A 13,883-nucleotide genomic window follows, 5' to 3' on the forward strand; every position below is an offset into this window, starting at 1 on the left:
GGCCTGCCGAGATTCAGCCATTCGTCCTGAACCTACTGTCTGCCCTGCTCTCCTTCCACGTAGGGTATTTCTGAGCAACCGTTCTGGAGCAGTCATTTATGTTCGAGAAGGATGCGGAGAATCCGGGGATGGCCGTGGCGCGATATGCGCGGGGCTGCGGCATGCGTGACATCCACCGGCCTCTGTCTCCGTAGACGACGAGAGATACCTGGTCAGCGCCGAATTCTCGGTGGCCGTGCTGACTCCGGAGGCCCTCGGAGGACCGGAGAACGGCGAGATCGCCCACCCCCACGACCGACCCTGCGGAGAAGCCGGAGCGCCCGCGTTGAGCTTGTCCGATATCCTCATTTTCGTTGTCTCCATGGCCGTGACAGCCCTCGGCCTGTGGCTGGTGCAGTACTTCGTCCCGCATCCGCGCCGGGAAACCCACAACGATGTCGCCGGATTCATCTTTGCGGGCGTCGGGGTTCTCTACGCCGTCCTGCTGGCTTTTGTCGTCATCGCCGTCTGGGGCAACGTCGACGCGGCCCGGAAGACCACCTTCAAGGAGGCCGACGCCTTGGCCGGGGTGTACTGGGTGTCCCGCTCGATGCCGTTGCCGCTCGGTGCGGAGATCGAGAGGAACACCCTCGCCTACGCCCACACCGTCCAGGACACCGAGTGGCCGCTGATGGCCGATCAGGAGAGCAGCCCGGCGGCCACTCAACTCGTCTACCAGATCCGGAGCGAGGTCTTCTCCTACCAGCCGACCACCCCCGCCCAGCAGGTCCTCTTCGACCACGCGGTCACCCGCATCGAGGACCTGGCCTCGGCCCGACGCGAACGCCTCAACGAGGTGGGGGACTTGGTGCCGCCGATCCTGTGGGTGGCGTTGATCACCGGCGCGGTGCTGATGATCGGCTTCACCTTCCTGTTCGGGCTCTCCAACACCGTGGCGCACGCGCTGATGGTGCTGAGCATGGCAGCGCTGGTGGCGCTCTCCCTGATCCTGATCAAGGAGATGAACTACCCCTTCGGCGGCGTCACGAAAGTCGAGCCGACGGCCTTTCGGGTCTTCCTGGAGCGGCTACCGCCTCCCCGTTGACAGGCCGACGGGCTCAGTGCGAGTCGACGGCGCCGTCCCGGCCCGCACGTCCCACTGCATCCCCGTCCTCAAGGGTGACCATGTCGGCGGCGGGTGCACTCCGACTTCAGTTCGTCGGTTGCCGTGCGCCGCCGACACGGTCCGGTCAGCGGACCGGGAGCGGGGGCAGGTGTACTGCTTCGAAGCTGCCGCCGACCAAGGTCGAGGCGGCATTCGCCACACCGTCGTGGGGCACTCCGAGGACAGGTGCGCTGGCCAGGCAGAGTCGATCTGTCTGCTCTGCGGTCAACTCGACGTCCAGTGACTGGAGATAGGCCTCCAGGTGTTCCACCGACCGCGGGCCGATGATCGGGACGCGGGGGGCGGCTCCGGTCGGTTGGCGCCCGAGCAGCCAGGCCAGGGAGACCTGGGCCGGCGAAAGCCCGGTTTCGTCAGCGATCGCGAGTACGGTGTCGACGGTCTCCGACTTCTGTCGGGTGTCCTCCTTCTGCACCACGCCGCCGTTCCAGTCCTGCAGTCGCCCCGTCGCGCCCTGGCGGTACTTGCCGGTGAGCAGGCCGCCACCGAGGGGCGACCATGTGCTGACGCCGAGTCCGAAGGCGTCGGCCATGGGAAGCAGGTCCCGCTCGGCGCTGCGTTCGACGAGTGAGTACTCGAACTGGAGCGCGGTGAGCGGGGCCCAACCGCGTAGCTCTGCGAGCGTGGCGGCACGGGCGGCTTGCCATGCAGGGAAGTTCGACAGGCCGACATAGAGCACCTTGCCCGTACGGACCAGGTCGTTGAGGCCGGCCATGATCTCATCGGTCGGGGTGAGCGGGTCGGGCCAGTGCACCCAGAGCAGATCGACGTAGCTCGTGCCGAGGCGCCTGAGGCTGCCCTCCAGAGCCTGGACCATGTTCTTGCGGTTGTTTCCGGTCGTGGAGATCTTCACATCGCCCGTGCTCAGACCGTACTTGGTGGCGAGTACGAAGTGCTCGCGGTCGGCGCCGATGAACTTTGCGAGCATTCGCTCGGAGTCGCCGTCGCTGTAGACGTCGGCCGTGTCGATGAAGGTGCCACCGGCCTCGGCGAACCGCTCGAACATCGCCCGGGATTCGGTCTCCTCGGCCCCTCCGCCCCAAGCGGTTCCGAAGTTCGCGGTTCCGAGCGCGAACCGCGACACGCGAAGACCGGTGGCACGCCCGAAGGTGGTATAGCGCATTTCCAGCTTCCCTTTCTCTGCCATCGCGTACATTCAGGGGATTCGCAGGGTCAGGCCTTGTGCTGGAGGGTGTAGCGGACCGTCTGCAGCCGGATCTGGCCGTCGCGGAAGATCAGTGTGTCGATGCCGTCGTCCACCTTGGTCCGGGCGGCTTCGGCGGACCACTCAAGGAGCATGCCGTCACCGGCGTAGATCTGCGTCTTCAGGCTCCAGTCCGCGCTGGGGACGTCGGCGAGCAGCTTGGTGAACGCCTCCCTGATGCCGCTCTTCCCGTGCTTGGTGCCGTCCGGGCTGATGAAGACCGCGTCGTCGGAGTAGTCGGCGACGATCTCGTCCAGGTCGCCGGCGCCGAGCGCCTGGACGTGGTGGGCGAAGATCTCTTCGGGTGTCCTAGACATGACAATTGCCTTTCCATGGAGTTCTCATCCGATTTCCTGCGGATGAGGCGTAGGCCCTGTTTGTTGATGTTCAACGGCACTTCGAGGAACCAGCATCGTGCGGCCGTGCGTTCCGGGACCGTGTCCCGCGTCCCTGGCCCGCGCGACTGCTTCTCGTACGAGTTCTCAGCCGGTGGCCAGCGTCCGGCCGGTCACCAGCAGGTCGGCGCTCGCCGCGTTGAGTGCGATGGGGATGTTGGCCAGCGTGGACAGGCGTACCAGTGCGCGTACGTCGTCTCCGTGCGGGTGGGCGGTGAGCGGGTCCCAGAAGAAGATCACCGCGTGGATCTCCCCTTCGGTGATGCGGGAGCCGATCTGCTGGTCGCCGCCCAACGGCCCGCTGTGCAGGGCCGTGACCTCCAGGCCGAGCTTGTCGGCGAGCAGGGAGCCGGTCGTACCGGTGGCGAAGATCCGGTACGGCGCGAGGTCGGCGCTCCGGTCCGCGGCCCAGGCGATCAGGTCGGGCTTGCGGGTGTCGTGGGCGACGAGCGCGATGCCGTGGCGTTCGACGACCGGAGCGCTCGCGGGATCGAGCCAGGAGGGGTCGGCCAGTGGGAAGAGGTGCAGGGCGAGCGCGCGCAGCTGCTCATGGTGCAGGAACCCGGCGCGCTCGGTGTCGAGTTCGTCGAAGCTGAGGCCGTGCTCGTGCGGGTCGAGCCCGGAGGCGTCGAACAGGCGCGCGTAGTCGGCCCGCGCGATGTACCCGTCGCCTTCGACGTCGAGCGCATCGGCGATCGCGTCGAGCGCTTCGAGCACTGCCCGGCGGAACCGGGGGTCGGCGTCGAAGGCGCCGCGGTCGGTGGCGGCGATGAACTCCTGCTGGCCGATCGACCCGTCGTGATCGGTGTCCGAGACCGCGGCCAGCTGGATCCACAGGTGGGAGAAGGCCGTACGCAGGGCGTGCGAGTGGTCGTGCGTCAAGTCCTCGTCGGTACGCAGTCCCGCGATCATGCGGTCCGAGTAGGCCCTGAGGTCCGAGCGCGTGATGTGCCGGTCCCTGTCGACGTCATAGAGGTCGAATAAGGCATGAGCCCGCTGTGCTCGCGCCTGGTAGTCCAAGATCAGCTCCTTAATAATTATACGATCATCGACCTGAGCGGAGATCATCTACCCCACCCCGGGTCGAGGTAATCTCAGTTGGACCACTGGTTCGGGGTGTGGAAGATCGAACTCGCCGCGCCGGCTGCCGAGATCAGGCTGACGATCACCGTGTGCCACCTACCGGCGGGCGCCTCGAAGCAGAGCTGGAGTATGCGTGTTCGTCACCGCTCTGCTGACGTTTCATCAGATTGTGCAAACTTCCGGTTTGCACACGGTCGAGCCGAATTGCCGCCCATACGCTCATTCGTGTCGCCCGGCAGAGGGCGGCACTCGTCGCGTGCCGCGCACGCGCCCCGCCCGTCCCAGCTGTAGTGCGCTGCTCAGGACGCGTGCGGGATATTCGATGGGGAGTGGACATGGCCTCTTTGGGTCGTAGGACCGCCACGGTGATGGCAGCGGCTCTGGTGTCGCTGAGCGTGGGCGGCGGCGTCCTTGCGTCGGCGGCGACCCCGCCGGCCTCGCCGTGCGGCAGCGCGGAGTGCACCGGCCTCCAACCGGTCAGCATGGCGGCCGGCCAGGGCTCGTTGAACGTCACGCAGATGCAACTGGAGAACATCAGCGCGACCGTCGTCGACGCCGTCTCCGGAGAGCCCGTCCGCGGCGTTCAGATCCAGTTCTCCACCACTGGTGGCCGGCTGCTGGGGACGGCCTACACGAACCACAACGGCGTCGCCGCGATCTCCGCGTCGGAGAACCTCGGCCCCGGCACGGCCCAGGAACTGCTGGCGGGCTACGACGCCGTTCTGCTCGGCGACGGCGTCCACACACCGGCCAGCGCACATGGGGCGATCACCGTCGGGGACGACGGCGCCCTTCTCTTCAGCGACCGTGGGCTCAAGCAGGACGTCGTCCCGGTCGACTGGAGCCGGTAGAGGTGCGCATCTTCCGCCGCCGCTCCACTGCGGCCGACCGCAGTGCCCCGGCCCGTCCTCCGGCCGGCGCGCGGGGGAGCGGCGCGGTGGCCCCGGCCGGTGCGGTCAACGGTCATACGGTCCTGGAGACCGTGGCCGCGCTGCCGGTCAGTACCTGGCGCTACCTGTGGGAACCCGAAGACGTGCGCCACCTCGGACCGATGGCCCAGGACTGGCACGCCGCCTTCGGCTTCAACCGGGACGACACCACCATCCCCGTCGTCGACGGTCTCGGCGTCTCCCTGGTGTGCATCCAGGCCCTCAACCGCCGCCTCGACGAGCTGACCGCCGAAGTCGGCCGCCTCCGTGAGAGCGTCGGAGGCCCACCACAGGACGGACCGCCCGCCGACACCGGTGCTGCGCGTCCTTCGCCGACCCGCCCAGGTTCGAGCATCCCGCTGGAGACACCGTGAGGTTCCCCGCAGGCGGGGCGGTCCCTATCGTTGCCGACCGTCAGCCGGTGATCCGGCCGCCTGCCACGTCGATGGTGAGTCCCGTCAGATAGGACGCGGCGTCCGAGGCGAGGAACAGGGCGGTCTCGGCGACGTCCTCCGGTGTGCCGAGCCGGCGCAGCGGGTGCACGGCGGCGACCCGCTGCTGGATTTCGGCGGGCATCCGGGACTCGACCTTCTCGGTGCGGACGGCGGACGGCGCGATGCAGTTGACGCGGACTCCGCGCGGCCCGACCTCGGTGGCCAGGTGGCGGGTGAGCATCACCAGCCCGGCGTTGGCCACGCCGTAGGCGAGGTTGGCCTCGCTGGGTTGGCGGCCGGCGGCCGAGGACATCGTGATAACCGAGCCGTGGCCGCGTTCGAGCATGCCGGGCAGGAAGGCCTGGACGGTCAGGAACGCCGAGGTGAGCTCGGAGTCGATCACCTCGCGCCAGCGCCCTTCGGTGAGCTCGGTGGTCGGGACGGGCCGGCCCTGGCCGCCGGCGAAGGCGGCCAGGATGTCGACCGGGCCGAGCCGGGACTCGGCCTGCTCGCGGACGTCGGCCAGCGCGGCGGCGTCGGTGACGTCCGCGACGGCGGCGACGGCGGTGCCGCCCTCGCCGGTGACGGCGGCGACGACCGAGGCCAGCGCCTCCCGGTCGCGTCCGACCACGCACACCTTGCTGCCCTGGGCGGCGAAGGCCCGCGCGGTGCGGGCGCCGATGCCGCGCGATCCACCGGTGACGACCACGGTCCGGCCGTGCAGGTCGGGGTAGTTGCTGGGCATGTGGGCCTCCTACGGGTGGGTGGTGCGGGGGCGGGTGAGGGGGAGCCGGGCCGCGACCAGGACCAGCCACAGGAGGCCGCCGAAGCGGACGACCGGCAGCAGGTAGCCGAAGCCGGAGACCAGCAGGGCGAGGGAGGAGAGCATCCCCACCCCGGCGAGCACGAGCCCGGCCCAGCTCAGGGCACGCGGCAGCAGGCCGGCCAGCAGGCCGGGCACCGCGACCCCGGCGAGCAGCAGGGCGAACATCACCACGAACCCGGGCCCGCCGGACGCGTACGACAGGTCGGCGAGCGCGCGGGCCAGTGCGGGGCCCGCGTCGGCGGGCAGCCTGCCCTCCGTCCAGCCGAGCATCCCGCTCAGGGCCAGCCAGCCGGCCGCGAGCACCCCGCCGACCAGGGTGATCGCCGAGCCGGGGGCGGTGATGCCGAGCGCGCGCAGCCGGCGGTAGAGCACCGCGGCGATCAGCGCGAGGGGCACGGCGGAGGAGAAGAGCAGGAAGGCGCCGACCTTGATCGTGGTGCTGTGCGCCTGGGTGTACTGAAGGACCGCGAGGCCGGAGGCGTCGGGGTGCGGGGTGGAGCGGTTGACCACGACGTAGGCGATGGTCAGCGCGGTGAAGGCCAGCACGGGCGCCAGAAGCGGTGGGCCGGACTGCGGGCGGCGTTCGGTGGTCATGGCTGCTCCTCGATCGTTCCTGTACTCAAAATAATGATTACAAAGCGGAACGATTGTCAAGGCAGTACGATGCCCTTATGAGCATGGATCGTGGGGATGGCGGGCGAGGCGGCGTGGCGTTCCTGCTGGCGCAGCTCGGAGCGCACGCGGCGGGCCGGTTCGCGGAGCGGATCGCCGGGCTCGACCTGACACCGGCCCAGGCCGGTCTGCTGCGGCTGCTGGCCAGGACACCCGGCCGCAGCCAGCGCGAGCTGGCCGGTGACCTCGGGATGCCACCGAGCCGCTTCGTCCCGTTCGCCGACAAGCTGGAGGAACGCGGGCTGATCGAGCGGCGGCGCAACCCCGACGACCGGCGGCTCTACGCGCTGCACCTCACGCCGGAGGGCTTCGGTCTGCTGGGCGCTCTGCGCGAGGTGGCGACGGCGCACGAGGAGCAGACCTGCCAGGCGCTGTCGCCGGAGGAGCACGAGCAACTGGGCGCGCTGCTGCGGCGGGTGGCGGAGCAGCAGGGGCTCACCCCCGGGGTGCACCCCGGGTACCGCTCGGTCCGGTAGCGGACGCACGCTCCATCGGGGTGGCCGGCCGCCGGTTCTGCTCGGCGGCCGGCCGGGGCCCGGCCCGCTGCGGGGCCGGATACTCAGTCGAGGCAGAACTCGTTGCCCTCGATGTCCTGCATCACGAGGCACGACTCGTTGACCTCATCGGCGACCATCGTGCGCAGGTGCACTGCGCCGAGCGCGACCAGTCGCGCGCACTCGGCCTCCAGTGTGGCCAGGCGCTCCGCTCCCACGAGCCCGGTGCCGGCCCGCACGTCGAGATGCACCCGGTTCTTGACGGCCTTGCCCTCGGGGACGCGCATGAAGAGCAGTCGCGGGCCCACGCCCGAGGGGTCGTTGCAGGCGAAGTACGCCCCCTGGTACTCGGCCGGCTGCGCGCGGTCGAACTCGTCCCACGTGGCGAATCCCTCCGGCGGCGGCGGTACGACGTACCCGAGCACCTCGCACCAGAATCGGGCGAGGCGCTCGGGCTCCGCGCAGTCGAAGGTGACCTGGAACTTCTTGATCATTGCCATCGGCCCACCCTAGCAGGGGGTCTTCGCCGGTCAACTCCAGCTAGGAGGAGGCATGTTGACGGCGCAATGCCCCGGCTCGCACCGGGCCCGGCGAACAGGGGCGAACCGGTACACGCACGGCGCTCGGTGCACCGGCCCGCCCAGTCCACCGGCCTGCTCAGTGCACCGGCCAGAGATGGACGCTGCCGCTCCGGACCCCCACGGCGAGGGTCTTCCCGTCCGGGCTGAACGCCAGCGCCTGGACGGGGCCGTGGCCGGTGAAGGCGGTGGTGGCCGATCCCGAGGCGGTGTCCCAGAGGAGGGCGGTCCCGTCCTGGTCGGCGCTGGCCAGCAGCCGGCTGCCCGGGTGGAACGCGAGTGCCTGGATCGCGGCCTTGTGGCGATCGAGGGTGGCGATCGCCTGGTGGGTGGCCGCGTTCCACAGCAGCACGGTGTAGTCCACCAGCACGACGGCCAGGAGTTGGCCGTCCGGGCTGAACTCCGCGAGTTTCGAGGCCTTCTGCGGGCCGACGGCGACGGTGGTCACCACCTGGTCGGCCAGCAGCCGCCGGAGCTGGAGCGGATCGCCCGCGGCCAGCAGGCCGCCGTCCGGCCCGAACGCCGTCGGCCCGGACTTCGAGTCCTCGTGGACGGCGAGGGTGCGGCCCGAGGGCACCTCCCACACGTACAACCCCTTGGGGCTGCTCGCGGCCAGCGTCCTGCCGTCCGGGCTGAGGTCGACGGAGTCGAAGTAGCCGTCCTGGAACTGGAAGGAGGCGGCTCCGGTGAAGGTGCCGGTGACGCGTCCGGTGGCCACGTCGTACAGCTGGACCTTGTTCTCGTCCGCCCTTGCCAGGACGGTGAGATCCCGGTTGAACACGCCGGGCTGCTCGTAGTGGGGGATGTCGATGCGGGTGACCGTGCCGTGCCGGGTGGACGGGTCCCAGCGCCAGATCGTGCCGTCCGGGCCGGCCGCGGCCACCGTCCTGCCGTCCGGACCGAAGGCGAGCGCGTCGATGCCGTCCGGCCCGTGGAGGGCGTCGTCCTGGCCCAGGACGCCGGTCTGCCGTAGGAGGACGGTGGCTCCGACCGCCGCGGCCGTGGCGGCTGCAAGGCCGCCGAAGATCAGCGTGCGCCGTGACACCCGTCCGGTGGCCGGTCCGGGGGCGGGCGGTACGGGTGCCGCGAAGGCTGCCGGGACAGGCCCGGTCCGGGTGGCGCCGTAGGGATCCGCTCCGGGCGGTGTACCCAGGTCCGCCACCGTCGCGGGCCGTGGCTGCTGCACGGGGGAATGCGGCGGTGTCGGCCGTGCCGGGGTCAGGACCACCGTGTGCTCCGGCCCGGGCGGCCGGACGGGGGCGCTGCCCGCGGGGGCTCCCGCGAACCGGGCGGGGAGGCCGGCGACGGCGGGCCGGTCGGCCGGGTCCTTGGCGAGGCAGGACTCCAGGATCCGCCGCAGTTCGCCGTCGAGGCCGTCGAGTGCCGGTGGCTCGTCCAGGATCCGTTGGACGACCGTCAGGAGGGTGGGCGCGTCGAAGGGGCTGCTGCCGGTGGCGGCGAAGGCCAGGACCGCGCCGAGCGCGAACACGTCGCTGGCGGCATCGGCCCGGTCGGCGCGGATCTGTTCCGGTGACATGTAGGCGTAGGTGCCGATCACCGAGCCGGTGGCGGTGAGTGAACTGGCGTCCACCGCACGGGCGATGCCGAAGTCGATGATGCGGGGGCCGTCGTCGGCGATGATGACGTTGCCGGGTTTGAGGTCGCGGTGGACGAGGCCGCAGCGGTGGATGGCGGTGAGGCCTTCGGCGAGTCCGGCGCCGAGGCGCAGGACGGCGTCGGGGGTGAGCGGGCCGTGTGTGGTGACGACCTGTTGGAGGGTGGGGCCCGGTATGTAGGCGGTGGCGAGCCAGGGTGAGGGGGCGTCGGGGTCGGCGTCGACGACCTGTGCGGTGTGGAATCCGCCGACCTGGCGGGCGGCGTCGACCTCGCGGACGAAGCGGGTGCGGAACTGGGGGGTGTCGGCCAGTTCCGGCCGGATGACCTTGACGGCGACTTTGCGGCCGCCGGGGGAGGAGGCGAGGTAGACCTGTCCCATGCCGCCCGCACCCAGCCGGCCGTCGAGTTGGTACGGGCCGACCCACCGGGGGTCGCCGGGCAACAACGCGTCCATGAGTACCGTCCGTTGGGGGAGTGGGGCGCCGACCGGGAGCCGGGCCGGCCTAGCGGAGCTTCCAGAGCTGGATCGAGGTGCCGGATTCGCTGACCGCGCCGACCTGGTTGAGGCTGGCGGCCAGCATCGTGCCGTCCGGGCTGAAGGCGAGCGCCGAGATCGAGGTGTCCATCCGGGACTTGGGCATGGTGCCGGTCAGGACCGAAGTGACCCGCCCGGTGGACAGGTCCCAGAGGCTGACGGTCTTTCCGGTGTCGTCCTGGATGTTGGGCTCGCGGACACCTCCGGCACCCGCGATCATCGTTCCACCCGGCCGGAACGCCGCCGCCCGGAGGAAGGGGTGGGTGTCGGTGAGGGTCGCGGTGGGCTGCCCGGTGGCCAGGTCCCACACCTGGACGCCGGGGCCCGCGCCGGCGACGGTCCTGCCGTCCGGGCTGAACATCACCGCGTTGAAGTGGTCGGTCCCCACGGCGCTGAGGGTCTTGAGGCCGTGGCCGGTGCCGGTGTCCCAGAGCCGGATCCGGGCGCTGCCGACCGCGGCGGCGACGCTGGCCAGGGTTTTGCCGTCCGGGCTGAACGCGATGCCGTTCAGGCTGCCGCTGTCCCCGGTGAGGGTGGCGTAGACAGTGCCGGTGGACCGCTTGACGAGTTCGATCCTGCCGCCGACGCCCACGGCGAGCGTCCCGCCGTCCGGGCTGACGGCCAGGCACTCGACGTAGTCGTTGATGCCGCTGTACGAGGCGGTGACGCTCATCGGCTTGCCGGTATGCAGGTCCCAGCACCGCAGGGTCTTGTCGAAGCCGCCGGAGTACAGCGTCCGGCCGTCCGGGCTGTAGGCCACGGCCATGACCTGGTCGGTGTGCCCGCGGTACGTCGTGATCGTGGTGCCGGTGGCGACGTCCCACACGCGCACCGTTTTGTCCCAGCTGCCGCTGGCCAGGGTCCGGCCGTCCGGGCCGAAGGCGAGGCACTCGATCTCGGCGGTGTGGCCGCTGAGGTGTGCGACGGGCTTGGTGGGGTCCGTGGCCGAGCCCGGGCCGGACTTCGGCCAGAGCAGGTAGGAGGGGACGGCGATCGCCGCCGTCGTGGCGGCGGCTATCCCGCCGAACAGCAGCGTCCGCCGGGGGAGCGGTCTGCCCGGTGCGGCCGGTGCGGCTGCGATGACCGGGGTGGCCAGTGGGACGGGCGGGACCAGCGGGACCGGCATGGTGCCGGGCGCGGTGCCCGGTGCGGTGGGCAGGTCGCCGAACGCCGGGCTGTGCGGTGCGGCGCCGGGGCCGGTGACCGAGAGCCGGGCCAGCACGTCGGCGGTGGACGGGCGGTCGGCGGGGGCTTTGGCCAGGCACCCGGTGACCAGGTCGTACAGGTCGCCGAAGAGGCCGTCGAGCCGGGGGGCTTCACTGGTGACCCGGTGGATGATGGCCGGCACCGTCGTCGCGTCGAAGGGGCTGCTGCCGGTGGCGGCGAAGGCCAGGACCGCGCCGAGCGCGAACACGTCGCTGGCGGCGTCGGCCCGGTCGGCGCGGATCTGCTCCGGCGACATGTAGGCGTAGGTGCCGATGACCGAGCCGGTGTGCGTCAGCGCGTCGGAGCCCGGGGCGTGCGCGATGCCGAAGTCGATGATGCGGGGGCCGTCGTCGGCGATGATGACGTTGCCGGGTTTGAGGTCGCGGTGGACGAGGCCGCAGCGGTGGATGGCGGTGAGGCCTTCGGCGAGTCCGGCGCCGAGGCGCAGGACGGCGTCGGGGGTGAGCGGGCCGTGTGCGGTGACGACCTGTTGGAGGGTGGGGCCCGGTATGTAGGCGGTGGCGAGCCAGGGTGAGGGGGCGTCGGGGTCGGCGTCGACGACCTGTGCGGTGTGGAATCCGCCGACCTGGCGGGCGGCGTCGACCTCGCGGACGAAGCGGGTGCGGAACTGGGGGGTGTCGGCCAGTTCCGGCCGGATGACCTTGACGGCGACTTTGCGGCCGCCGGGGGAGGAGGCGAGGTAGACCTGTCCCATGCCGCCCGCACCCAGCCGGCCGTCGAGTTGGTACGGGCCGATCCGCCGGGGGTCGCCGGGGCCCAGGGGCTCGACCATGCGTCACTCGAATCTGTCAGGAATACGAACAGTGTCTCGGACGGCATTGAACCATGATCCAGCGCACCGGGACGGTGAGATGGCGATCTCGCCCGCACGGCCCGCGGCCGGGGCCAGGGGGCGGAAAGGTGATCGCGCCGTCGGCCGAATGCGGCGGCGTGCGGTGGGATTTCGGCCGTTACCGCGGAGTGGGGTCCGGCGGTTCGCCGCGACACCTCTGCTCAGCTGCGGCGACCGGGCCCCGGCGCCAGATCCAGCTCGTAGACCTGGCCGACCAGATCGACGCCGAAGCTGTGGTGCGGCTCCTCGGCGACGAGCCGGAACCCGGCGGCGAGGTAGATGCCGCGTGCGGAGGTCAACGGGTCGTTGGTCCACAGCCGGATCCTGGCGTACCCGGCGGCCCGTGCGAACTCCAGGCACTCGTCCACCAGGCGTGTACCGAGCCGCTGCCCCCGGGCGACCGGGTCGACCAGGAGGATCCGTAGCTTCGCGGTGCTCTCGTCGTCGGCGACGCACAGGACGCAGCCCACCCGCCGGCCGTCCTGCTCCGCGATCCACCCCGCTCGGCGGGCCGGGCCGTCGGCCGCCGCGAAGTCGGCGACGATCCCGGCCACCAGGGCCTCGAACGTGGTGTCCCAGCCGAACTCGGCCGCGTACTGCTCGCCATGGGCCATGACCATCCAGCCCAGGTCCCCCGGCTTCCCGATCGGCCGGATGACCGCCCTCGCCCCGTCCATGAGCACCACCGTCAGTGAGACAACCGTTTTGGTGATGCTAGCCGGGGACACCACCACGGACCGGTGCCGCTCGCAGCGGCGTCGGGCGAGGGCACCCCCCGGGCAGGGGCGGGGCTCAGACCCGGCGGCCGGTCCGGGCCGGCTGTTCCGTTCGGGCCCGGCGTCTGGCGGCCCGGCGGTTCAGGTACCGGGTGAGGAGGAAGTAGATCACCACGGCGTAGGCCCAGCCGGCCAGCACGTCGGTGATGAAGTGCTCGCCGAAGTAGACCAGCGTGAACCCCATCGCCAAGGGATAGGCGACCAGCAGCACGCGGAGCCTGCGGCTCGCCATCGGCCAGAAGAAGAGCAGCAGCAGCATCGGGTAGGCGGCGTGCAGCGAGGGCATCGCGGCCACGTCGTTGTCGAACCGGCTGCCGTTCTCGAACAGCGACCCCGCGCGCGGCAGGCCGCTGTAGCTGAAGACGTCCTGCACGATCCGGGTGACGGCCGGCATGTGCCCGTTCACGGCGGTCAGCCACGGCGGGTCCGCGGGGTAGAGCACATAGGTGGCGAACCCGACGTACGTCAGCGTGAGGTAGAGCGCCAGCAGCCGCTGGAAGCGTCCGTCCTGCTTGCGCCAGAGCACGGCGAGCAGCGCGAACACCACGAAGAAGTGCGACATGTAGACCACGGTGCCCGCGTAGTCGTACCAGTGCGGGTGGTCGGGAGTCCAGAGCCAGTGCTGGAGCCGGACCGTCCAGGTCTGCCCCGCGCCGAGGAAGCGGTCGATGTCCAGCTGCGGTCGGTACCGCACCGGCCACGGGGTGTGCGAGCCGTAGCCGCGCAGCAGCGAGTACGTCCAGACGGCCGCCATCACGGGCAGCCAGTCCCGCAGGATCCGCACCCAGCCGAGCCGGTGGCCGCTGTGCACCGCCGCCGCGATCAGTGCGCCGATCAGGAAGCAGAAGACGATGTCGTTCGCGTACGGGAGCCCGTAGGTGTGCACGTACCAGACGAGTGTGGCGGCGTACGCGGGCCAGGCCAGCAGCCGCAGGGGAGAGCGGTGCGCAGGGGGAGCCGCCCTGGGGAGTGGACGGCTCAGGGTGTGTTCGGCATGGATCGGACGGCTCACTACTGGCGCTTCCTTCGTACGGTCACGTCGGCCGGGCCGGGTCACCGTAGCAATGCCACCCGGGAACAGTCTGCTGGTTCACCCGCACCAAATATCGCCCGTTTCGG

General features: G+C 70.8%; 14 protein-coding genes. 4 read left to right on the forward strand and 10 right to left on the reverse strand.

Annotated elements, in window-relative coordinates; genetic code table 11:
- Positions 1-361: 361 nt before the first annotated feature.
- On the forward strand, positions 362-1,084 hold the full coding sequence (locus ABD330_RS26805) for a bestrophin-like domain (RefSeq protein ID WP_344468580.1): 723 nt from the start codon (positions 362-364) through the stop codon (positions 1,082-1,084).
- A gap of 145 nt (positions 1,085-1,229) precedes the next feature.
- Here ABD330_RS26805 and ABD330_RS26810 read toward each other — a convergent pair whose 3' ends face one another.
- From ABD330_RS26810 to ABD330_RS26820, 3 genes are all read right to left on the reverse strand, one after another.
- The gene (locus tag ABD330_RS26810; protein ID WP_344468581.1) at positions 1,230-2,318 is read right to left on the reverse strand and encodes an aldo/keto reductase; all 1,089 of its coding nucleotides are present in this window, start codon (positions 2,316-2,318) and stop codon (positions 1,230-1,232) included.
- A 17-nt stretch (positions 2,319-2,335) separates the two neighbouring features.
- Entirely contained in the window at positions 2,336-2,683 is a 348-nt protein-coding gene (locus tag ABD330_RS26815) for a nuclear transport factor 2 family protein (protein WP_344468582.1), read from the reverse strand.
- A 165-nt stretch (positions 2,684-2,848) separates the two neighbouring features.
- Positions 2,849-3,829: a methylglyoxal synthase gene (locus ABD330_RS26820; RefSeq protein ID WP_344468583.1), complete on the reverse strand. Its 981-nt coding sequence runs from the start codon at positions 3,827-3,829 to the stop codon at positions 2,849-2,851.
- 383 nt (positions 3,830-4,212) lie between these two features.
- On the opposite strand from ABD330_RS26820, the gene ABD330_RS26825 reads away from it, so the two are divergent.
- Together ABD330_RS26825 and ABD330_RS26830 are read left to right on the forward strand one after the other, a co-directional pair.
- On the forward strand, positions 4,213-4,695 hold the full coding sequence (locus ABD330_RS26825) for a hypothetical protein (protein ID WP_344468584.1): 483 nt from the start codon (positions 4,213-4,215) through the stop codon (positions 4,693-4,695).
- A 2-nt stretch (positions 4,696-4,697) separates the two neighbouring features.
- A complete protein-coding gene (locus ABD330_RS26830) occupies positions 4,698-5,147 on the forward strand; it encodes a tail fiber domain-containing protein (RefSeq protein ID WP_344468585.1) in 450 nt (149 codons plus the stop codon).
- Between the two features lie 40 nt (positions 5,148-5,187).
- On the opposite strand, the gene ABD330_RS26835 is transcribed toward ABD330_RS26830, so the two are convergent.
- Together ABD330_RS26835 and ABD330_RS26840 are read right to left on the reverse strand one after the other, a co-directional pair.
- A complete protein-coding gene (locus ABD330_RS26835) occupies positions 5,188-5,952 on the reverse strand; it encodes an SDR family NAD(P)-dependent oxidoreductase (protein WP_344468586.1) in 765 nt (254 codons plus the stop codon).
- A gap of 9 nt (positions 5,953-5,961) precedes the next feature.
- Entirely contained in the window at positions 5,962-6,627 is a 666-nt protein-coding gene (locus tag ABD330_RS26840; RefSeq protein ID WP_344468587.1) for a DUF4386 domain-containing protein, read from the reverse strand.
- 77 nt (positions 6,628-6,704) lie between these two features.
- On the opposite strand from ABD330_RS26840, the gene ABD330_RS26845 reads away from it, so the two are divergent.
- The gene (locus ABD330_RS26845) at positions 6,705-7,181 is read left to right on the forward strand and encodes a MarR family winged helix-turn-helix transcriptional regulator (protein WP_344468588.1); all 477 of its coding nucleotides are present in this window, start codon (positions 6,705-6,707) and stop codon (positions 7,179-7,181) included.
- Positions 7,182-7,264: 83 nt separating this feature from the next.
- Here the strand turns inward: ABD330_RS26845 and ABD330_RS26850 are convergent, their stop codons facing one another.
- The 5 genes from ABD330_RS26850 to ABD330_RS26870 all read right to left on the reverse strand — a co-directional run bounded on the left by ABD330_RS26850 (position 7,265) and on the right by ABD330_RS26870 (position 13,776).
- A complete protein-coding gene (locus ABD330_RS26850) occupies positions 7,265-7,699 on the reverse strand; it encodes a VOC family protein (protein ID WP_344468589.1) in 435 nt (144 codons plus the stop codon).
- A gap of 157 nt (positions 7,700-7,856) precedes the next feature.
- Entirely contained in the window at positions 7,857-9,848 is a 1,992-nt protein-coding gene (locus ABD330_RS26855; protein WP_344468590.1) for a WD40 repeat domain-containing serine/threonine protein kinase, read from the reverse strand.
- Between the two features lie 49 nt (positions 9,849-9,897).
- The gene (locus ABD330_RS26860; protein WP_344468591.1) at positions 9,898-11,928 is read right to left on the reverse strand and encodes a WD40 repeat domain-containing serine/threonine protein kinase; all 2,031 of its coding nucleotides are present in this window, start codon (positions 11,926-11,928) and stop codon (positions 9,898-9,900) included.
- A 221-nt stretch (positions 11,929-12,149) separates the two neighbouring features.
- A complete protein-coding gene (locus ABD330_RS26865) occupies positions 12,150-12,665 on the reverse strand; it encodes a GNAT family N-acetyltransferase (RefSeq protein ID WP_344468592.1) in 516 nt (171 codons plus the stop codon).
- 115 nt (positions 12,666-12,780) lie between these two features.
- Complete coding sequence (locus ABD330_RS26870; protein ID WP_344468593.1) at positions 12,781-13,776, reverse strand: phosphatase PAP2 family protein; 996 nt, start codon at positions 13,774-13,776, stop codon at positions 12,781-12,783.
- Positions 13,777-13,883: the final 107 nt, after the last annotated feature.

Source organism: Kitasatospora kazusensis, assembly GCF_039529945.1.
Classification (GTDB): Bacteria; Actinomycetota; Actinomycetes; order Streptomycetales; family Streptomycetaceae; genus Kitasatospora; species Kitasatospora kazusensis.